The organism is Pantoea sp. Ep11b (assembly GCF_040783975.1).
GTDB lineage: Bacteria > Pseudomonadota > Gammaproteobacteria > Enterobacterales > Enterobacteriaceae > Pantoea.
This window is the reverse complement of sequence record NZ_CP160631.1, coordinates 3454830-3473214: the sequence shown is the minus strand read 5'-3', so window position 1 is coordinate 3473214 and position 18385 is coordinate 3454830. Positions and strand designations below refer to the sequence as shown.

Below are 18385 nucleotides of genomic sequence, written 5' to 3'. Positions count from 1 at the left end.
GTGCAGCGTTAAATGATGGATAATGCCGGGTGCCTGTACAAGCCCGACTCTTTTAATCTTTCAAGGAGCAAAGAATGCTTATTCTAACTCGTCGAGTTGGTGAAACCCTCATGATCGGTGATGAGGTAACTGTAACGGTACTGGGTGTGAAGGGTAACCAGGTTCGTATAGGGGTTAACGCGCCGAAAGAGGTTTCTGTGCATCGCGAAGAGATCTATCAGCGCATCCAGGCTGAAAAAACGCAACAAACCAGCGTTTAACGGATTCAGCGCCTCGCACCTGTGCGAGGCGCTACCGCTTTCTGCAAAATTCCTGCCTTTCCTTCTCCTCTTCACGTCGCATTTTTGCCAACACGACCTGCTTTCAGTGTTGATAATTCACTCTTTTTGCCGTCATTTTGTCCCGATTGTGTGTGATTTGTGCAATCGAAAAAAGTTTTGGAAAAATTGTTTGACTTAAAAGTCCGGGAAAGTAATATGTGCGCCACGCAGTGCCGATGAGCAGAAACAAGTTCAGAAGCACGGTTCGAAAGAAAGCGTAAGGTGAGGTGGCCGAGAGGCTGAAGGCGCTCCCCTGCTAAGGGAGTATACGGTCAAAAGCTGTATCGAGGGTTCGAATCCCTCCCTCACCGCCATTTTCGATGCATCCATAGCTCAGCTGGATAGAGTACTCGGCTACGAACCGAGCGGTCGGAGGTTCGAATCCTCCTGGATGCACCATATTTTCGGGTATGGCGAAGTGCCTCAGTGTGACATAACGCATTCGCGTTAAGACCGCACTAAGGAGGATAACGTTGCATCAGCAACGGCGCCACAGGGCGAAGCGTAAGCTGAGTCATCCTCCTGGATGCACCATCGAAAAGAAAGAAACAAAGCGAACTAGCAATTCCTTCATGGTGAGTAGTCAGCACCCTGCGTTGTACAAGAATTTGATTTATGCATCCATAGCTCAGCTGGATAGAGTACTCGGCTACGAACCGAGCGGTCGGAGGTTCGAATCCTCCTGGATGCACCATTCTTCGTATCATCCTCAGGTTGGTTTCTGTCAGTCCATAAAAAGTTACACCCTCAATGCATCCATAGCTCAGCTGGATAGAGTACTCGGCTACGAACCGAGCGGTCGGAGGTTCGAATCCTCCTGGATGCACCATTCTTCGTATCATCCTCAGATTACTTTCTGTCAGTCCATAAAAAGCTACACCCCTCAATGCATCCATAGCTCAGCTGGATAGAGTACTCGGCTACGAACCGAGCGGTCGGAGGTTCGAATCCTCCTGGATGCACCATATTCTCCCTTATGATCAGCCCCTCAGTGTGTCATAACGCAATCCGCGTTCAGATCGCGCTAAGGAGGATAACGTTGCGTCAGCAACGGCCCGCAGGGCGAAGCGTAAGCGGAGTCATCCTCCTGGATGCACCATATTCTCCCTTATGATCAGCCCCTCAGTGTGTCATAACGCAATCCGCGTTCAGATCGCGCTAAGGAGGATAACGTTGCGTCAGCAACGGCCCGCAGGGCGAAGCGTAAGCGGAGTCATCCTCCTGGATGCACCATATTCTCCCTTATGATCAGCCCCTCAGTGTGTCATAACGCAATCCGCGTTCAGATCGTGCTAAGGAGGATAACGTTGCGTCAGCAACGGCCCGCAGGGCGAAGCGTAAGCGGAGTCATCCTCCTGGATGCACCATATTCTCCCTTATGATCACCCCCTCAGTGGGTCATAACGCAATCCGCGTTCAGGTAGCACTCAGGAGGATAACGTTGCATCAGCAACGGCCCGCAGGGCGAAGCGCAGGCTGAGTCATTCTGCTTTCAGTCATACCCGGTGCACCATGCCGTCTCAGCGCCTGAGCTACAGACCGGCTTTCCAGCCGCAATATCATGCGCAGCCAGCGTCGCAGAGATAACCTGAAATCTCTCTCACTCAGCTTCCCACTGGCTTTGCCGGCAGGGCTTTTCTCCCCGATGGCTGCCATTGATCCATCACCCGGACTTAAGCGGATAATGACGCCTGCCTGCTGCGATAACCTATCTGGTTTTGCTCTTCCTGCCCGTCTTATGGCGTGCGGCGCTGAAAAGATTGTCAAAAAATCGCTGCAAATTCGTACTGTTATGGCTGGGCGCAGACGATCACCTTTATCTGAAAAGAAAAATTGTTAATGCTTTCAAAGCATTTGCTGTTCATCCACCCTGGCGACAACCTGTCCACATTAGGCTAAAGTAATGTCTCGTTTGGTGAACGTCCGGAGTGACAATGTACGATCAATATGACGCCCTGATTTTCGATATGGACGGCACCATTCTGGATACCGAGCCAACCCATCGAAAAGCGTGGCGTCAGGTACTGGCGCGTTATGGATTGACGCTGGATGAAGCCCGTATCATCGAATTCAATGGCGCGCCCGCCTGGCGGCTTGCGCAGTTCATCATTGAGTCCAATCAGTCGTCACTCGACCCCCGTCTTCTCGCCGCAGAAAAAACAGCGGCAGTGAAAGCGATGCTGCTGGACAACGTGACACCGCTGCCTCTGCTGGAGGTGGCAAAAGCGTATCACGGGCGTCGTCCGATGGCGGTAGGGACCGGAAGCGAACATAGCATGGCAGAGGCGTTACTGACGCAGCTGGGTGTGCGTGCGCTGTTTTCGGCCGTGGTCGGTGCTGACGACGTAAAACATCACAAACCCGAGCCGGAAACCTTTTTACGCTGCGCCGAATTACTGGGCGTGGCACCGGCACGCTGTGTGGTGTTTGAGGATGCCGATTTTGGTATCCAGGCAGCAAAAGCAGCAGGCATGGCCGTGGTGGATGTCCGTTTACTGTGAGTGACATCTTCACCCTGGCCTCGATGTTCGGCAGTAGCTTTTTAAGTGCAACGCTCCTGCCAGGAAGTTCAGAAGCACTACTGATCGCATTTCTGATAGCAAAAAAGACATCAGTTTACGGGTTGCTTTTGGCCGCATCACTGGGAAACACCCTGGGCGGCTTAACCAACATTATTATTGGTCGCTTACTGCCGTTAAAACGTCAGGGGCGATGGCATGACACAGCAATGACGTGGTTGCACCGACTGGGACCCGCAGCACTGTTATTCAGCTGGCTGCCGGTGATAGGTGATCTGCTCTGCGTGCTCGCAGGCTGGTTACGTTTCGCCTGGCTGCCCGCGATGCTGTTTCTCGCTGTCGGCAAGACACTGCGTTATATCGTTATCGCGACTGCCACATTACAGGGGCTGGAATGGTGGCATTGATTCGCACAGATTCGAGGCTACGGTTAACATTATGCTGAACAAAAATAAATTATTATCACAGCGGGGGGGAATGTGATCCCGGACGTATCTAAAGCGCTCTCCTGGCTGGAGGCGCATCCCAATGCCCTTAAAGGTATTGGCCGTGGCATCGAGCGTGAAACGCTGCGTGTGCAGGCAAATGGCGAACTGGCAAAAAGCGGCCACCCGGACTCTCTGGGGTCGGCGCTGAAACATGACTGGATCACCACCGATTTCGCCGAAACGTTGCTGGAATTTATCACGCCCGTCGACCACAGCATTGATCATATGCTGGCATTTCTGCGTGATATCCATCGTCACGTTGCCCGCGAACTGGGCGATGAGCGCATGTGGCCGTTCAGTATGCCCTGTGTGATCGACGATGCCGATAATATCGAGCTGGCGCAGTATGGCACCTCCAATATCGGGCAGATGAAAACGCTCTACCGCGAAGGGCTGAAAAACCGCTACGGCGCGCTGATGCAGACCATCTCCGGCATTCACTATAACTTCTCGCTGCCGCTCTCGTTCTGGCAGGAGTGGGCTGACGTGAAAGATCAGGAAAGCGGAAAAGAGACGATCTCCGCGGGCTATCTGCGCCTGATCCGTAACTATTATCGCTTCGGCTGGGTGATCCCCTATCTGTTTGGCGCATCACCGGCCATCAGCTCCAGCTTCCTGCAGGGCCGTGAGAGCGCGCTGCCGTTTGAAACCAATGACAAAGACACGATGTGGCTGCCCTACGCCACCTCGCTGCGTCTGAGCGATCTGGGCTATACCAATAAGTCGCAAAGCGCGCTCGGTATCACCTTTAACTCACTGGAAGGCTATGTCACGGCGCTGAAGAAAGCGATCAGGACGCCCTCCGAAGAGTATGCGGCGATGGGAACAAAAGATGCAGACGGCAACTGGCTGCAGCTGAATACCAACGTGCTGCAGATTGAAAACGAACTCTATGCGCCGATCCGGCCGAAGCGCGTGACGCGCTCGGGTGAAGCGCCGTCTGATGCGCTACTGCGTGGCGGGATTGAGTATATCGAAGTGCGTTCGCTGGATATCAACCCGTTCTCTGCCATTGGAGTCGATGAGAATCAGGTTCGCTTCCTCGACCTGTTCCTGATCTGGTGTACGCTGGCCGACGCGCCGGAAATGAGCGCGGATGAGCTGCAGTGTACCCGTAAAAACTGGAACCGGGTCGTGCTGGAAGGGCGTAAACCGGGGCAGAAAATTGCGGTGGGCTGTGGCGAAGCGGAACATTCGCTGGTCGAAGTGGGTAAAACCCTGTTTGCCGATCTGCGCCGCGTTGCTGAAGTCTTAGACAGTCACAATCAGGACAGCACGGAATATCAGCAGGTCTGCGATCAACTGGTAGCATCGTTTGACGATCCTGAGCTAACCTACTCGGCGCGTATCCTTCAGGCGATGAAGGACAACGGTGTTACCGGCACCGGCGTAGCACTGGCAGAACAGTATGCGCATCTGCTCTGTGAAGAGCCGCTGGAAGTCCTGACGGAAGACGATTTCACGCGTCAGGCGCAGGAATCAGTCGCGGCACAGCAGCAGCTGGAAGCGAGCGATAAGCTGGATTTTGAAGCGTATCTGGCGAGCCGGGAAGGGTAGAAAAGAAAAAGGCCACATCAATGTGGCCAAATTAACATCTCTGTTGTCAGGGATGATGATGATAACAAATGCGCGTCTTTCATATATTCAGACGTTGGGCGAACAGAAAAGTTTCATCGTTTTAAAAAAAATTCTCAGAACAGGAGGTGACGTATGCCACTACTGGACAGTTTTACCGTTGATCACACTATCATGGGCGCACCGGCCGTTCGCGTTGCCAAAACCATGAAGACTCCGCATGGCGATACGATTACCGTTTTTGACCTGCGTTTTTGCCGCCCGAACATTGATATCCTCACCGAGCGTGGCATCCATACGCTGGAGCATCTGTTTGCCGGCTTCATGCGTGATCACCTGAACGGTGACGGTGTGGAGATTGTTGATATCTCGCCAATGGGCTGCCGCACCGGCTTCTACATGAGCCTGATTGGTACACCGGACGAGCAGCGCGTCGCAAAAGCGTGGAAAGGGGCGATGGAAGACGTTCTGAAAGTAAAAGATCAGAACCAGATCCCGGAACTGAATGAATACCAGTGTGGCAGCTACAAGCTGCACTCACTGGATGAAGCGCAGCAGATCGCCCGCAATGTGCTGGCGCATGAGATTGGCGTCAACCGCAACGAGGATCTGAAACTGCCAGCCGAAAAGCTGAAAGCTCTGCAGATCTAGTTCGCGATTCCGCAATAAAAAACGCCGCATCATGACGATTGCGGCGTTTTTTTTGGCTTCAGGAACCGACCGATTTCTTCAGCGGTGTCTTCGGCGTGATGCGCACCTGCTTAATCATATTGTCCTGCACGTCGAGAATATCGACGTTGTAGTGGCCGATCTGCACCCGGGTGGCGATAGCCGGGATCTCCTCCAGCGCTTCCAGCAGCATGCCGTTGATGGTGCGCGCCTCCTGCTCCGGCAGATGCCAGTTAAAGGCTTTATTAATTTCGCGCACGTTTGCGCTGCCTTCAATCAGGACCGAGCCATCATTCTGCGGCATCACTTCTTCGGCCAGCGACGGTGACATTGAGGTGGTGAAGTCACCCACGATCTCTTCCAGAATGTCTTCGATGGTCACCAGTCCCTTGATGTCGCCATACTCATCCACCACCAGGCCCGCTTTCTTTTTGTTGCGCTGAAACTTCACCAGCTGGGTGTTGAGCGGCGTGCCTTCCGGGATGTAGTAGGTCTCATCGGCGGCGCGCAGCAGGGTCTCTTTGGTGAACTCTTTTTTCTCGGTCATCATGCGCCAGGCTTCGCGCACCCGCAGCATACCGACGCAGTCATCCAGCGAGTCGCGAAACAGCACAATGCGGCCATGCGGGGAGTGGCTCAGCTGACGCACCACGGATTTCCAGTCATCGTTAATGTTGATGCCCACAATCTCGTTACGCGGCACCATGATGTCATCCACGCTGACCTTCTCCAGGTCGAGCACCGACAGCAGCATATCCTGGTTACGGCGTGACATCAGACTCCGCGACTCATAGACGATGGTGCGCAGCTCCTCCTTGCTCAGCGCCGAGCTGATGGCTCCCTCGGTGCGGATACCCACCATTCTCATCAGCAGACGGGTAATCGAGTTGAGCAGCCAGACCAGCGGCAGCATGATGTATTGCATCGGCACCAGCAGCAGGCTGCTGGGAAAGGCGACCCGTTCAGGGTAGAGGGCGGCCACGGTTTTCGGCAGCACCTCAGCGAAGACCAGCACCACAAAGGTCAGGATACCGGTGGCGATCGCGACCCCTTCGTCGCCGTGCAGGCGCATGCCGACAATGGTGGCCAGTGCGGAAGCTAAAATATTAACGAGGTTATTGCCAATCAGGACCAGGCTGAGCAGACGATCAGGACGACGCAGGAGTTTTTCAACCCGGCGTGCGGCACGGCTGCCGTTCTTGACCTGATGGCGCAGCTTATAGCGATTAAGGGTCATCATCCCGGTTTCCGACCCGGCAAACCAGGCAGAAACCAGTACCATGACGCAGAGAATGATAATCAGCGTGGTGGTTGAAACATGTTCCAACGCAGAACTTCCTTTTTAACGAGAGACAGGGACAAGCAGATGCTGGAGGATGCGACTGCCGAAGTAGGCCATGGTTAACAGCACCGCACCGCTGCAGTTAAACCAGACGACGCGGCGACCACGCCACCCTTCATGATAGTGCCCCCAGAGCAAAACGATATAAACAAACCACGCGATGATTGAGAGAACGGCTTTATCGACGTTTTCAGCGCTGAAGAGATCCTGCATATAGAACAGCCCGGTGCAGAGCACCAGCGTCAGCAGCACGACGCCCACCTGGGTGATGTGAAACATCTTACGTTCGATGGTCAGCAGCGGCGGCATATCCTGCGTAAAAGCCAGGCGCTTGTTTTTCAGCTGGTAGTCGATCCATGCCAGCTGCAGCGCATAGAGCGCGGCGATAATCAGCGTCGCATAGGCGAACAGCGACAGGCCAATGTGGATCATCATGCCCGGCGTGGTTTCCAGATGCGTGATGAACGCATTGGGAACAAAGGTGGCGAAGGCGAGGTTAATCAGCGCGAAGCTGTAGACGATCGGCAGCAGCAGCCAGCCACGATTGCGTGACGCCACGATGGTCATGATGGCGCAGATCAGCAGGCTGACCAGCGAGCCAATATTGAGCAGGCTTAAGTTCTGTCCGCTATCAATGGCGAAGATGCGTTGCTGCAGGGCAACCGCATGGGTGATCAGCGCCACACAGGCAGAGATCATCGCCATTCGCCGCCAGCCGCCATGACGCTTCAGCAGGCTGGGAATGATCAGGGCAAGGCTTAAGGAGTAGGCGAACAGCGCCACTATCGCGAAAACGAACATAGATCCTTTCAGGTTCAGTCAGATAAGGAAAAAGGCAGTATAGCGCCAGCCGGAGCAGGCTCCAAACGATCTGAGGGGCAATTGCAGAGATCGCCGGGGCTTCGTGTTATAATCCGCCGCATTCTGCCGATCAGGCGCCTCGCGATCTTTTTAAGTGAGAGACCATGTTTGATAATTTAACCGATCGTTTGTCGCAAACCCTGCGAAACATCAGTGGCCGCGGAAGGCTGACTGAAGAGAACATTAAAGAGACCCTGCGTGAAGTGCGCATGGCGCTGCTTGAAGCCGACGTTGCGCTGCCGGTGGTGCGTGACTTCATCAACCGTGTGAAAGAGAGCGCGGTCGGCCATGATGTGAACAAAAGCCTGACGCCGGGTCAGGAGTTTATCAAAATCGTTCGTAACGAGCTGGTTGCGGCGATGGGTGCGGAAAACAATGCGCTGGACCTGGCCGCTCAGCCGCCTGCGGTCGTGCTGATGGCGGGCCTTCAGGGTGCCGGTAAAACCACCAGCGTCGGTAAGCTGGGTAAATTCCTGCGCGAAAAGCATAAAAAGAAAGTGCTGGTGGTCTCTGCCGACGTCTATCGCCCGGCGGCGATCAAACAGCTGGAAACCCTGGCTCAGCAGGTCGGCGTGGATTTCTGCCCCTCCGATCTCAGCCAGAAGCCGGTCGACATCGTTAACAATGCGCTGCGCGAAGCGCGTCTGAAGTTCTACGACGTTCTGCTGGTGGATACCGCCGGTCGTCTGCACGTCGACGAAGCGATGATGGAAGAGATCAAGCAGGTGCATGCCGCGGTTAAGCCGGTAGAAACCCTGTTTGTGGTCGATGCCATGACCGGTCAGGATGCGGCAAACACCGCAAAAGCCTTTAACGAAGCGCTGCCGCTGACCGGGGTTATCCTGACCAAAGTCGACGGTGATGCCCGCGGCGGTGCGGCGCTGTCGATTCGTCACATCACCGGCAAGCCGATTAAATTTATGGGTGTCGGTGAGAAGACCGATGCGCTTGAGCCGTTCTATCCGGACCGTATCGCGTCACGCATCCTCGGCATGGGCGACGTTCTCTCTCTGATCGAAGATATCGAAAGCAAGGTTGACCGCGATCAGGCTGAGAAGCTGGCGAAGAAGCTCAAGACCGGTGACGGGTTTGATCTTAATGACTTCCTTGAGCAGCTGAAGCAGATGCGCAACATGGGCGGCATGGCCAGCCTGATGGGGAAACTGCCCGGTATGGGGCAGCTGCCTGACAATGTGAAGTCACAGATGGATGACAAGGTGCTGGTGCGCATGGAGGCGATCATCAACTCGATGACCCGCAAAGAGCGCGAGAAGCCGGAAATCATTAAAGGCTCGCGCAAGCGTCGCATCGCGAACGGCTCGGGCATGCAGGTGCAGGACGTTAACCGCTTATTGAAGCAGTTCGACGACATGCAGCGCATGATGAAGAAAATGAAGAAGGGCGGCATGGCGAAAATGATGCGCGGCATGAAAGGTATGATGCCGCCAGGTTTCCCTGGTCGCTAAGTGTTCCACAAAAAAGCCTGGAAGGACGCGGTTTAGGTTGCTTTTTGCGCCAAAATGAGTAAAATTTTCGGGCTTTTTATATAGCACCCGGACCCCGTTCCTCGATGGGGGCCGGGTGTTTTATTAACTGAAGAGGATGTTATGGTAACAATTCGTTTGGCACGTCACGGCGCTAAAAAGCGTCCGTTCTATCAGGTCGTCGTCACTGACAGCCGCAATGCACGCAACGGTCGTTTCATCGAGCGCGTTGGTTTCTTCAACCCGATCGCATCTGGTCAGGCTGAAGCACTGCGTCTTGATATGGATCGTATCGAGCACTGGGTTGGCCAGGGCGCAACGCTTTCTGATCGCGTTAACGCGCTGGTCAAAGAAGCAAAGAAAGCAGCTTAATCTGTCACGGTGGTGAGCATGAGCAGACAACTTGCCGCACAGCCTCCTGTTAACCCAATCGTATTGGGTAAGATGGGAGCCGCCTACGGTATTCGCGGCTGGCTCAAAGTGTTTTCCTCCACTGAAGACGCTGAAAGCATCTTCGACTACCAACCCTGGTTCATCCAGCGCGCCGGTAAATGGCAGCAGGTCGAACTGGAAAGTTGGAAGCACCACAATCAGGACCTGATCATCAAAGTCAAAGGCATTGACGATCGGGATGCGGCGGCTCAGTTAACCAATTGCGAAATTCAGGTTGACTCGACGCAGTTGCCATCGCTGGAAGAGGGCGATTACTACTGGAAAGACCTTATGGGCTGCCAGGTGGTTAACCTCGAAGGCTACGAGATGGGTAAAGTCATCGATATGATGGAAACCGGCTCGAACGACGTTCTCGTCGTTAAGGCAAACCTGAAAGATGCATTCGGTGTTCAGGAGCGGTTAATTCCGTTTCTTGATGAACAGGTTATCAGGAAAGTCGATCTCTCTACTGGCGTCATTGAGGTAGATTGGGATCCTGGTTTTTGATCTCCGAATCGAACGGTAACGTAACGGCGAATACAATGTGGATTGGTGTTATTAGCCTGTTTCCAGAAATGTTTCGCGCTATTACCGATTACGGGGTAACTGGCCGGGCTGTAAAAAACGGTCTGCTCAGCATTCAGAGCTGGAGTCCGCGTGACTTCACGCACGACCGGCACCGTACCGTGGACGACCGTCCTTACGGTGGCGGACCGGGGATGCTGATGATGGTACAACCCTTACGGGATGCCATCTCCGCAGCGAAAGCAGCGGCAGGTGAAGGTGCCAGGGTGATTTATCTTTCACCTCAGGGTCGCAAACTGGACCAACAGGGCGTTTGTGAACTGGCGGCATGCAACAAGTTAATTCTTGTCTGCGGCCGTTATGAAGGTATTGATGAGCGCGTAATCCAGACCGAAATTGACGAAGAGTGGTCAATCGGTGATTACGTTCTCAGCGGCGGGGAACTGCCGGCAATGGCGATGATTGACTCAGTCGCCCGGTTTATTCCCGGCGTACTTGGCAAACAGGCGTCAGCCGATGAGGATTCGTTCTCGGACGGTTTGCTGGATTGTCCGCACTATACCCGACCTGAAGTGTTAGAGGGCATGGAGGTTCCGGCAGTATTACTGTCAGGCAACCATGCCGATATTCGCCGCTGGCGTCTGAAGCAGTCGCTAGGCCGTACCTGGCTGAGAAGACCTGAACTTCTGGAAAACCTGGCTCTGACTGAAGAGCAAGCAAGGTTGCTGAATGAGTTCAAGCGTGAACATCAGCAGCAACAAAACGATGATGCGGAAGAGTAATCTTCCCCGACTATCAGTTTACCCAGGATATGAGATTTAATTATGAGCAACATTATCAAGCAACTTGAACAAGAGCAGATGAAACAGGACGTACCTTCCTTCCGCCCGGGTGATTCCGTGGAAGTGAAAGTATGGGTCGTTGAAGGTTCTAAAAAACGTCTGCAGGCATTCGAGGGCGTGGTTATCGCTATTCGTAACCGCGGTCTGCACTCTGCATTCACTGTTCGCAAAATTTCTAACGGCGAAGGCGTTGAGCGTGTATTCCAGACTCACTCGCCGGTTATTGACAGCATCGCTGTTAAACGTCGTGGCGCTGTGCGTAAAGCCAAACTGTACTACCTGCGTGAGCGTACTGGTAAGTCTGCTCGTATTAAAGAGCGTCTTAACTAAGGTATCGCTAACGCGACATCTAAAAGTTAATAGCAAACAAGGGGTTGGCGTGATGCCAGCCCCTTTTTTATGTGCCTTGTCCACGGATTGGCTACGCAGGTTTATTCTTGTAGTCAGTCGTAGGCATTAAAAAACCCGCCGAAGCGGGTTAGAGCCAGAGTTGGCCTTGGGATTTTTTATGGCCTCCACGGGCAGGGTGGGGCGGTACTGGATTTACTCTGCCTGGACACATAATTATATCTGTTACGGTTTCCAGTGATTTGAAAGTACATCCGCAGTTTATGTTCTGGCACTGATTGTAACGTTCTTTTGTGTTCTCAGAGAGCACAACACTGCTACGAGTGTGTGCAGCATGAGAGCACTTTGGACAATTCATCATTTAGGATTCGCCCTGTTGATTATTTAGCTTGATCATACCTTCATATTATCCAAAAGGATAATTAATATTGCTATTGCAATGTGGAGTCCTCGATTTTTACTTCGAGTTCAATATTAGTAATATATCCGCTGTCCGCGCTCAGGCTGTGCGTCAGCGTTGTAATGATCCATTCCCCTTCATCTATCTGCTGTTTGAAGCCGCTCACTCTGACCGGCATTTCCGTGTAAAGCTCAGCGCGTCCTTTCGCCAGCTGGATCGAGAAGGTTGCCACACCACGCTGCAGGCGCTCCCACTGCATTTTGGCTGCCCTTTCTGCATTGCCCCGGTTCGCATAAGTGCGGCTTAAAACCAGCACGTTTTCATCTGTGCCGATCAGGTAATCCCCCTGCTTCGCTTCCGGTTCCTTTTTCTTCTTAACCGGGGCTTTACGTCTCCTGCGCTTCACCTTCGCCACCGGCTTCTTTGTCGGTTCGCGTGTGTGCAGCCAGCTGGCGATAACGCCGGTATAAGCGTCGCGGTCCGCCACGGTGAAGCGGTGGCTGTCCCCGTCCCTGCGCTGAAGAGTGATCACCGGCAGCGCCTTACCGCTTGCCGTTTTACCCTGGCCCTGCCGGATAAACAGCAGATTACCGTCCTTGACGCAGGCCACCGCGCCACACTGTTTAGCCAGGCGCATCACAAAGCTGGCGTCTGATTCGTTGGTCTGATCAAGGTGGTCAATTTCTGTTGCCGCCATGTCTTCCCCCATTGCCGCCTTCAGCTTATGGCGCCCGGCGATGTCCCGGACAATTTCGCCCGCAGTGGTTTTGTGCCAGGACTTCTCCCGCTTCGTGTTAAGCGTCTGTCGGAAGTCCGCGCTGCGTGCCCGCAGTGTCAGCCGATCAGGCGTGCCGCTGTGCTCGATTTCGTCTACCGTATAGCTGCCTTTCGGAAAAAGCGCCTCTCCCTGCCAGCCCAGCGACAGTGAGAGCATGACGCCCCTGCGCGGCAGCTGCAGCTGGCCGTCCGCGTCGTCCAGCTCGATGTCCAGCTGGTCCGCCTCAAAGCCCCGGTTGTCCGTGAGCGTCAGGCTCAGCAGACGCTTTTCCAGCTTCTGCGTGATGTCTGCCCCGTCCATTGTCAGGCGGAATGCGGGGGAGTTCTGCTGGCCGTTAATCCAAGGGCTGAACATCATGAGAATAACCCTCCTGCAGCCGCGCCCAGCTTACCGGCGGCGCTGGCTGCTGCGCCCTGCATCGCAGACAGCTGATCGCTGAGACTGCCAAACATCTCACCCAGCGATTCATCGGTGCGCTTCAGCGTCAGCGTGAATTCAATGCGGCGGCACACGCCGCTGCTGAAGAATTCTGCTTTAGTCTGATTAAGGCTTTCGATCACGAACATGCCGTAAATCGTTCCGCTTCCTTCAATCAGCGGCCAGGCGCGGCCCAGCTCCGCAATCTGCTCCAGCGCGAACAGCGACAGCTTTCCGCCGGTAATCTCTGGCAGCAGCACGCCGGAAAGGGTCAGCGTGTCGTTGTCCGGGCCTAAAAACTGCAGCGACGGCCTGAAGCCCACGCGGCTGTTTGAGGGAAAGCGCCAGCTGCGCTGATACTGCAGCTCCTGATAGGGAACCGTTTTCAGCATGAAAACAAATAAGCCCAGCGTCATCATCATTCGTCAAATCCCCCTCTGTCGCGGTAGCTGCTGCGCTCCCGCGCCTCAGCCTTACTCTGTTCTGCTTTAAGCCTGCGCATCACTTCATCAACCAGATCCTGCTGGCTCTGCCCCGGCTGCTGCACGATGGTGAAGGAGGCGTGAATCTGCGGTGCAGCTCCCTGTGTAGCGATGCCACTCATGCGCGGTGCTTCCTGCCGGTACGCCTGTACCGGCAGACTGAGCGGGTGCAGCGGCTTCGCTTCCGCCGTCGCTCCGGCACCACCCAGCGTCAGCGCCGCCAGTGCTGCCAGCCGTGCAGTGCTCCGGCGGCTGGTCACGTTCGCCGGACCGCTAACCAGCTCCGGCCCGTTCTCACCAGCCACGCCGAACTGGCCGGACGGAATAAAGCCGCCGCTGTCGTACATGCCCGCAAATCCGGGGAATCCGCCCGGCGGCAGGGATACACCACTACCTGCTTTTACTGTTGCCGGTCGCGGCAGCTGCGGTGCGCCGGACTTATCGCCGCCAGGCTTCAGAAAGTCCGGCAGGTAGTCGGTCAGTGAAGACAGCTTGTTTTTGATGGCGTCCCACTTCTGACTGATGCCCGCCATCAGACCGTCAATCATCTGTGAACCCGCCTCCTGAAAACGCGCGGGCAACGCTTTCGCATCGGAAACAATCTCATCCCATTTGGTGGTGATGTAGGTGCGGATCGCGGTCCAGACACTGCTGACCTTTGTGCTGATACCATCCCACAGCGCGGCAAGTTTCGGGCCTAGCGTGTCCCAGTTCTGCCAGATAAGCAGCGCCCCGGTGGCAATCAGTCCGATAACGGCCAGGATCGGGTTTGCGAACATCAGCCGCCCCAGCCACAGCACACTTTTACCCACTATGCCGATGGCGCTTTTTATTAATCCGAATGCGCTGAACGCTTTTATCCCCAGCACGTTAAAGCTGAGCCACAGCAGCGCCATCGGCCCCAGCACAGCTGCAAGGCCGATCATGAGCGTACCCAGCGCCAGCACAATTACTGATATGACTGCAGCAGCCTTAACCAGTGCTCCTGCAAGCTCCTTATTGTTTTCCACCCAGCGGCGGGTCATGCCGGTGACTTTCTTCACCAGATTCATGATGTCCATCAGCGGCGTTCGCAGCGAATCGCCCAGGCCACTCATGGTGTTGGAAACGCCGGTTTTAGTCAGCATCCACTGCGCAGAAAGCGAGTCCTTATTGATGTCAGACTCCTTCTGCATCGAACCCTTTGCGGCATCCCCCTGCGTCAGCGCCAGCTGGCGGCGCAGCTCTGGCATGTTATTGACAAGCTTTGCCGCTGCAGGGCCGAACTCCTTGCCAAAGAGCATCGTCAGCGCGGGCACTCTCTTGCTGTCCGGCAGCTTTTTAACCTTTTCCAGCACGCGCATGATGGTGCCCATCGCGTCCGTGGTCATCTGCTTTTCAATCTTTGCCGGGTCCAGCTTCAGCAGGTCCATGCCGTCCATAAACCGGTTACTCTGCATCGTGGCTATAGACAGTTCGCGCACCATGGCATTAGCAGAACTGGCCGCAATCTCAGAGGTGGCCCCCAGCGTCAGGAAGGTGGAACCCAGCGCCGCTACCTGACGGAAGTTCATTCTGTCGGCCACGCCGCCCATACGCTGCAGCACGTCGATGATGTCTGCACCTTTGGACATGGCGTTATCGTCCAGGTAGTTCAGCGCGTCGCCCAACTGCTCGATGTTGCGCGTGGGGATTTTATACAGCTCCGCAATCTTGCCCAGCCCTTCGGCCAGCTCACCGGCGGGCAGCTCAAACGCGGTTGACGCTTTCGCCGCCGTGGTGGCAAAGGCCAGCAAATCACGCTTCTGATCCTCGTAAGAATCGTTCTGGTTGGTCACACCCATGCGCGCGCCGCCCTCAACCAGCGCGGCGTAGTCAATCGCGCCGTTTTCCATCGGCAGCTGCTCACTGGCGGCCTTGATGGCGGCCTGCATGTCATAGAACTGTTTTGTACGATTTCCTTTGTCGTCGCGCAGTCCGTTAACCTGCTTTGCCACGCCCTTCATGGCGTCTTCCATGTCTGCTGATGAATTTACGGCGGCGGCAACGGGCGCAATCATTGCCAGCCCGGCGGCAGACGTTGCCGCACCGGCACCGGCCACGCGGTCGCGTACCTCAAGCGAACGGGAATATCGCTCACGTGCCGCGCTCAGCTTTGCCTGCCGTTCTCCCAGCTTTTTAAGCGACAGCTGCTGCCGGTCAATCGCGGCGCGCGCCTCGTCAGCCTGACTTTTAAGCTCGCGCTGTGCCTGACTCAGTTTCTTCGTGTCGATACCGGCAGCGCCCAGCGCCTCACGCTGACGCTGCACCGACAGGCGCAGCCCGTTGTAAGTCTGCTGCAGCTGGCTGGCGCGTTTTTTTGCCTGCTCCAGCACGCGGGCCTGTGCAGCTGTGGGCCTGTTTGTTTCCGTAAACTGCACGGCCAGCCGCGCCGCTTCTTCGCGGGCGGCCTTGAGATTGTTAGCGGTGATGGCAAGTTGTGAGCGGGTTTTACGAAAGCCGTCAATACGCCCGGCCTGCGCGTCCAGCTCTTTCAGGGTGTTGCGGGTGTCGCGCAGCGTGCCAGCCAGCTCACGGGTGCTGTCTCGGGCGATGCGGAAGGGGCGCGTCAGCTTATCGACCGCGCCCAGCACGACCTGCAGACGCAGATTTTTATCACTCATCGCTGGCCCCATGTCGCAGGATTGCTTTGTGCCGCCACTCCAGCACCTCGGTCAGCGTCATGGATTCGGTAACGGAGGGCGGCCAGTGAAAGACGGTGGCAATGTCCGCCACCAGATCGTCTACCGTCAGGCCGTCGCTAAATCCGACAGGACCGACTTCTTCAGCAAAAAAGTGACCACCTCTACCGACAGGCTCACCAGATCTGCGGGGTCCATTTCGTTAATTTCCGCCGTGGTCAGCGCCGGGGTGGTGATGCGCGGCAGCACGGTGATCAGTGCGTTCACGTCCATGTCCAGCAATGCCTGCAGGCGGGTGCCGCGCAGCGCGCCGGACTGCGGCTTGCGCACGGTGACGGAGGTGATTTCGGTTTTGCCGCGCAGGATCGGGGTGTCCAGCTCGACGGCCTTTTCGTTTGGTGCAGTTTTGTCTGTCATGATGCGATTCCGTTTAATAAGAGAGATAAGCGGCAGGCGCAGCGCCTGCCGGTGTGATTACAGGCCCAGCGCGTTGCGGTGCGCTTCCATCAGGTCCTTACCGTCCACGATGTGGAGCATGTTCACGATGTCGATCTCGTAAACCACTTCACCGTTGATGGTCAGCTTTGCGTAGCTGTTGGTTGCCGACACTTTGGTGGTACTGGATTCGCCGGTTTTCCATTCGCCTGAGTCCAGCTCCTTATAGCGTCCGCGCGTGACCAGCTCGACCGCCTGCACTTCGCCGGTGTCGTCGCGCTGAATGGAGCCGGTAAAGCGCAGCTGAATGCCGTCCACGGTTTCGGTGCCAAGCTGCTTAAACAGCAGCGCTTCGGTGCCACCCACGGTGAACTCCGTATCCAGCGCGCCGTCGTCCAGGCCCATGTCGATATCCACCGCACCGGCCATGCCGCCGCCGCGATACTTTTCAAACTTGCGGGTAACTTTCGGCAGCGTCACGGACTCAACCAGCCCCTGCCAGTTGTTGCCTGCGTTGAACACGTTCAGGTGCTTGAGTTTGCGGGGTAATGCCATCTTTCCGTCTCCTTACGCGCTGACGCGGCTGCTGAAATCGACCAGATACTGGTCAGTGATGCGCTGACGCAGCAGCAGGTTTTCCAGTGGGGGCACCGGCGTGTAGTCGTAATCAATCAGCAGCTTGCCCGCCTTCAGCGTGTCCTTATCGTTCACGCTTTCATCCAGCCAGCAGTCCGCGCCAATCAGATAGCCCTGATTCACCAGGCTGCGCAGCTTCGCGCGAATGCTCTCGATGATGTCGCGGGCCAGCGACGGGTTCAGCGCACCGTCAACACTCCACATCTGCGCTTCTGCCATCGTGTCCATCAGCACCTGTGCGGTGCGGGTGTAGCACTCAAACTGAAACAGCGCGTCATCACTGAGGCAGCGGGAACCCCAGAAGCGGAAGCCGTCTTTACGGATCAGCGTGGTGATGTCGTTCTGGTTCAGCAGGCCCGCATCGGTGGCCGGGTTCTGCAGGTCCCAGAAGACATCTTTTGAAATGCCGGTGACGCCATTCACGCCCACGTTTGACAGGGACTTATGCCAGCCGGTCTGCTCGTCAATTTTGGCGCGCAGCCCCAGCGCGCGGGCGGTGGCGTAGGCCGTCGCGTCCGCCTTCAGCACGGTGTCAAAGCTGATGAAGTCAGGCCAGATCAGCATCCCTTCGCGCTGGCTGAAGTTGGCACGGTAGGCAATCGCCTCTTCAACGCTTTTACATCCGTACGCGGACAGGTAGGCAAAGCCGCGCAGATCCTGCGCCACGCTCAGCAGCTCGGTGGCAACGGCTTTTGTGTCGTGGCCCGGTACGCCCAGAATGCGGGGCTTTACGCCACAGACGGACTGCGCAGCCAGCAACGCCTTCATGCCGGTGCGCTGGCCGTCGGTCACGCCGCCGATAATGTTGGCGGTGGTTTCCGCTTCGGTTTCGCCCTGCGGCACGCGCACAACGACGGTGACGGGTTTCGACTGATCCGCAATGGCGTCCAGTGAGCGGGCCAGCGTGCCGGATTCCCCGGCTTTGCCGCTGGCGGTGTGTACGTCGGTTAACAGCACCGGGCGGTTCAGCGGGAAGGTGGCCGCGTCGGCGTCGTCGCCGGTGCAGACCAGCCCCACAATCGCGGTGCTGACGGTAGTAATAGTTCGGGTGCCCTCGTTGATTTCCTCAACGCGCACGCCGTGGTGATAATCATCTGCCATGTGGCGGTTCTCCTGTGAAGGGGTTCCGCTATGGTGAAAGGTCGCGGGGGCGGGCGCACCCGTCGGGCATT

The 18385-nt window shown here is 56.0% G+C and carries 19 protein-coding genes, 5 tRNA genes and 1 pseudogene; 15 read left to right on the top strand and 10 right to left on the bottom strand.

Annotation, left to right across the window (positions count from 1 at the left end):
* Positions 1 to 74: 74 nt before the first annotated feature.
* The 10 genes and pseudogenes from csrA to luxS all read left to right on the top strand — a co-directional run bounded on the left by csrA (position 75) and on the right by luxS (position 5553).
* Positions 75 to 260 carry a carbon storage regulator CsrA gene (csrA, locus tag AB1748_RS16330; protein WP_008927091.1) on the top strand — a complete coding sequence of 62 codons (186 nt, stop codon included), beginning with the start codon at positions 75 to 77 and terminating at the stop codon, positions 258 to 260.
* Positions 261 to 541: 281 nt separating this feature from the next.
* A tRNA-Ser gene (locus AB1748_RS16325) sits at positions 542 to 634 on the top strand.
* Between the two features lie 8 nt (positions 635 to 642).
* A tRNA-Arg gene (locus tag AB1748_RS16320) sits at positions 643 to 719 on the top strand.
* 218 nt (positions 720 to 937) lie between these two features.
* A tRNA-Arg gene (locus AB1748_RS16315) sits at positions 938 to 1014 on the top strand.
* 58 nt (positions 1015 to 1072) lie between these two features.
* Positions 1073 to 1149 (top strand) — tRNA-Arg (locus tag AB1748_RS16310).
* A 59-nt stretch (positions 1150 to 1208) separates the two neighbouring features.
* Positions 1209 to 1285 (top strand) — tRNA-Arg (locus tag AB1748_RS16305).
* A gap of 969 nt (positions 1286 to 2254) precedes the next feature.
* Positions 2255 to 2821: a fructose-1-phosphate/6-phosphogluconate phosphatase gene (yqaB, locus tag AB1748_RS16300; RefSeq protein ID WP_111142232.1), complete on the top strand. Its 567-nt coding sequence runs from the start codon at positions 2255 to 2257 to the stop codon at positions 2819 to 2821.
* 23 nt (positions 2822 to 2844) lie between these two features.
* A complete protein-coding gene (locus AB1748_RS16295) occupies positions 2845 to 3246 on the top strand; it encodes a YqaA family protein (protein ID WP_199560057.1) in 402 nt (133 codons plus the stop codon).
* Positions 3247 to 3277: 31 nt separating this feature from the next.
* A pseudogene (gene gshA / locus AB1748_RS16290) lies at positions 3278 to 4884 on the top strand (glutamate--cysteine ligase).
* A 153-nt stretch (positions 4885 to 5037) separates the two neighbouring features.
* Positions 5038 to 5553: an S-ribosylhomocysteine lyase gene (luxS, locus tag AB1748_RS16285; RefSeq protein WP_293770320.1), complete on the top strand. Its 516-nt coding sequence runs from the start codon at positions 5038 to 5040 to the stop codon at positions 5551 to 5553.
* A 58-nt stretch (positions 5554 to 5611) separates the two neighbouring features.
* On the opposite strand, the gene AB1748_RS16280 is transcribed toward luxS, so the two are convergent.
* Together AB1748_RS16280 and AB1748_RS16275 are read right to left on the bottom strand one after the other, a co-directional pair.
* The gene (locus tag AB1748_RS16280; protein ID WP_111141447.1) at positions 5612 to 6898 is read right to left on the bottom strand and encodes an HlyC/CorC family transporter; all 1287 of its coding nucleotides are present in this window, start codon (positions 6896 to 6898) and stop codon (positions 5612 to 5614) included.
* 15 nt (positions 6899 to 6913) lie between these two features.
* Positions 6914 to 7714, bottom strand: coding sequence for an inner membrane protein YpjD (locus tag AB1748_RS16275; RefSeq protein ID WP_111141448.1), 801 nt, complete (start codon positions 7712 to 7714; stop codon positions 6914 to 6916).
* Between the two features lie 164 nt (positions 7715 to 7878).
* Here AB1748_RS16275 and ffh point away from each other — a divergent pair, with 164 nt between their 5' ends.
* From ffh to rplS, 5 genes are all read left to right on the top strand, one after another.
* Positions 7879 to 9240, top strand: a complete 1362-nt coding sequence (gene ffh, locus AB1748_RS16270; RefSeq protein WP_367395781.1) for a signal recognition particle protein — start codon at positions 7879 to 7881, stop codon at positions 9238 to 9240.
* 141 nt (positions 9241 to 9381) lie between these two features.
* On the top strand, positions 9382 to 9630 hold the full coding sequence (gene rpsP / locus AB1748_RS16265; RefSeq protein WP_111141450.1) for a 30S ribosomal protein S16: 249 nt from the start codon (positions 9382 to 9384) through the stop codon (positions 9628 to 9630).
* A gap of 18 nt (positions 9631 to 9648) precedes the next feature.
* Complete coding sequence (rimM, locus tag AB1748_RS16260) at positions 9649 to 10197, top strand: ribosome maturation factor RimM (RefSeq protein WP_111141451.1); 549 nt, start codon at positions 9649 to 9651, stop codon at positions 10195 to 10197.
* Between the two features lie 35 nt (positions 10198 to 10232).
* Positions 10233 to 10997, top strand: coding sequence for a tRNA (guanosine(37)-N1)-methyltransferase TrmD (gene trmD / locus AB1748_RS16255; protein WP_111141452.1), 765 nt, complete (start codon positions 10233 to 10235; stop codon positions 10995 to 10997).
* 42 nt (positions 10998 to 11039) lie between these two features.
* Positions 11040 to 11387 (top strand): 50S ribosomal protein L19, encoded by a 348-nt coding sequence (gene rplS, locus AB1748_RS16250; RefSeq protein ID WP_111141453.1) that lies wholly within the window; start codon positions 11040 to 11042, stop codon positions 11385 to 11387.
* 148 nt (positions 11388 to 11535) lie between these two features.
* Here the strand turns inward: rplS and AB1748_RS16245 are convergent, their stop codons facing one another.
* The 8 genes from AB1748_RS16245 to AB1748_RS16210 all read right to left on the bottom strand — a co-directional run bounded on the left by AB1748_RS16245 (position 11536) and on the right by AB1748_RS16210 (position 18314).
* Positions 11536 to 11766, bottom strand: a complete 231-nt coding sequence (locus AB1748_RS16245) for an ogr/Delta-like zinc finger family protein (protein WP_367395780.1) — start codon at positions 11764 to 11766, stop codon at positions 11536 to 11538.
* A 70-nt stretch (positions 11767 to 11836) separates the two neighbouring features.
* Positions 11837 to 12940, bottom strand: a complete 1104-nt coding sequence (locus tag AB1748_RS16240; protein WP_367395779.1) for a phage late control D family protein — start codon at positions 12938 to 12940, stop codon at positions 11837 to 11839.
* On the bottom strand, positions 12937 to 13422 hold the full coding sequence (locus AB1748_RS16235; RefSeq protein ID WP_367395778.1) for a phage tail protein: 486 nt from the start codon (positions 13420 to 13422) through the stop codon (positions 12937 to 12939). Before AB1748_RS16235 ends, AB1748_RS16240 begins: the two co-directional genes overlap by 4 nt.
* A complete protein-coding gene (locus tag AB1748_RS16230; protein WP_367395777.1) occupies positions 13419 to 16124 on the bottom strand; it encodes a phage tail tape measure protein in 2706 nt (901 codons plus the stop codon). Before AB1748_RS16230 ends, AB1748_RS16235 begins: the two co-directional genes overlap by 4 nt.
* Positions 16117 to 16236, bottom strand: coding sequence for a GpE family phage tail protein (locus AB1748_RS16225; RefSeq protein WP_009086867.1), 120 nt, complete (start codon positions 16234 to 16236; stop codon positions 16117 to 16119). Before AB1748_RS16225 ends, AB1748_RS16230 begins: the two co-directional genes overlap by 8 nt.
* Before the next feature lie 14 nt (positions 16237 to 16250).
* Positions 16251 to 16559 (bottom strand): phage tail assembly protein, encoded by a 309-nt coding sequence (locus tag AB1748_RS16220; RefSeq protein ID WP_245116041.1) that lies wholly within the window; start codon positions 16557 to 16559, stop codon positions 16251 to 16253.
* Between the two features lie 57 nt (positions 16560 to 16616).
* On the bottom strand, positions 16617 to 17132 hold the full coding sequence (locus AB1748_RS16215; RefSeq protein WP_367395776.1) for a phage major tail tube protein: 516 nt from the start codon (positions 17130 to 17132) through the stop codon (positions 16617 to 16619).
* 12 nt (positions 17133 to 17144) lie between these two features.
* Positions 17145 to 18314, bottom strand: a complete 1170-nt coding sequence (locus AB1748_RS16210) for a phage tail sheath protein (RefSeq protein ID WP_367395775.1) — start codon at positions 18312 to 18314, stop codon at positions 17145 to 17147.
* Between the last annotated feature and the right edge of the window lie 71 nt (positions 18315 to 18385).

What these genes read in the sequence shown, in the direction of transcription:
- rpsP (WP_111141450.1), top strand. Translation starts at nt 9,382, where the DNA reads ATGGTAACAATTCGTTTGGCACGTCACGGCGCTAAAAAGCGTCCGTTC.
- rplS (WP_111141453.1), top strand. Translation starts at nt 11,040, where the DNA reads ATGAGCAACATTATCAAGCAACTTGAACAAGAGCAGATGAAACAGGAC.
- AB1748_RS16230 (WP_367395777.1), bottom strand. Translation starts at nt 16,124, where the DNA reads ATGAGTGATAAAAATCTGCGTCTGCAGGTCGTGCTGGGCGCGGTCGAT.
- yqaB (WP_111142232.1), top strand. Translation starts at nt 2,255, where the DNA reads ATGTACGATCAATATGACGCCCTGATTTTCGATATGGACGGCACCATT.
- rimM (WP_111141451.1), top strand. Translation starts at nt 9,649, where the DNA reads ATGAGCAGACAACTTGCCGCACAGCCTCCTGTTAACCCAATCGTATTG.
- AB1748_RS16295 (WP_199560057.1), top strand. Translation starts at nt 2,845, where the DNA reads ATGTTCGGCAGTAGCTTTTTAAGTGCAACGCTCCTGCCAGGAAGTTCA.
- AB1748_RS16245 (WP_367395780.1), bottom strand. Translation starts at nt 11,766, where the DNA reads ATGATGAATTGTCCAAAGTGCTCTCATGCTGCACACACTCGTAGCAGT.
- trmD (WP_111141452.1), top strand. Translation starts at nt 10,233, where the DNA reads ATGTGGATTGGTGTTATTAGCCTGTTTCCAGAAATGTTTCGCGCTATT.
- ffh (WP_367395781.1), top strand. Translation starts at nt 7,879, where the DNA reads ATGTTTGATAATTTAACCGATCGTTTGTCGCAAACCCTGCGAAACATC.
- AB1748_RS16240 (WP_367395779.1), bottom strand. Translation starts at nt 12,940, where the DNA reads ATGATGTTCAGCCCTTGGATTAACGGCCAGCAGAACTCCCCCGCATTC.
- AB1748_RS16275 (WP_111141448.1), bottom strand. Translation starts at nt 7,714, where the DNA reads ATGTTCGTTTTCGCGATAGTGGCGCTGTTCGCCTACTCCTTAAGCCTT.
- AB1748_RS16210 (WP_367395775.1), bottom strand. Translation starts at nt 18,314, where the DNA reads ATGGCAGATGATTATCACCACGGCGTGCGCGTTGAGGAAATCAACGAG.
- csrA (WP_008927091.1), top strand. Translation starts at nt 75, where the DNA reads ATGCTTATTCTAACTCGTCGAGTTGGTGAAACCCTCATGATCGGTGAT.
- AB1748_RS16215 (WP_367395776.1), bottom strand. Translation starts at nt 17,132, where the DNA reads ATGGCATTACCCCGCAAACTCAAGCACCTGAACGTGTTCAACGCAGGC.
- AB1748_RS16220 (WP_245116041.1), bottom strand. Translation starts at nt 16,559, where the DNA reads ATGACAGACAAAACTGCACCAAACGAAAAGGCCGTCGAGCTGGACACC.
- luxS (WP_293770320.1), top strand. Translation starts at nt 5,038, where the DNA reads ATGCCACTACTGGACAGTTTTACCGTTGATCACACTATCATGGGCGCA.
- AB1748_RS16235 (WP_367395778.1), bottom strand. Translation starts at nt 13,422, where the DNA reads ATGATGATGACGCTGGGCTTATTTGTTTTCATGCTGAAAACGGTTCCC.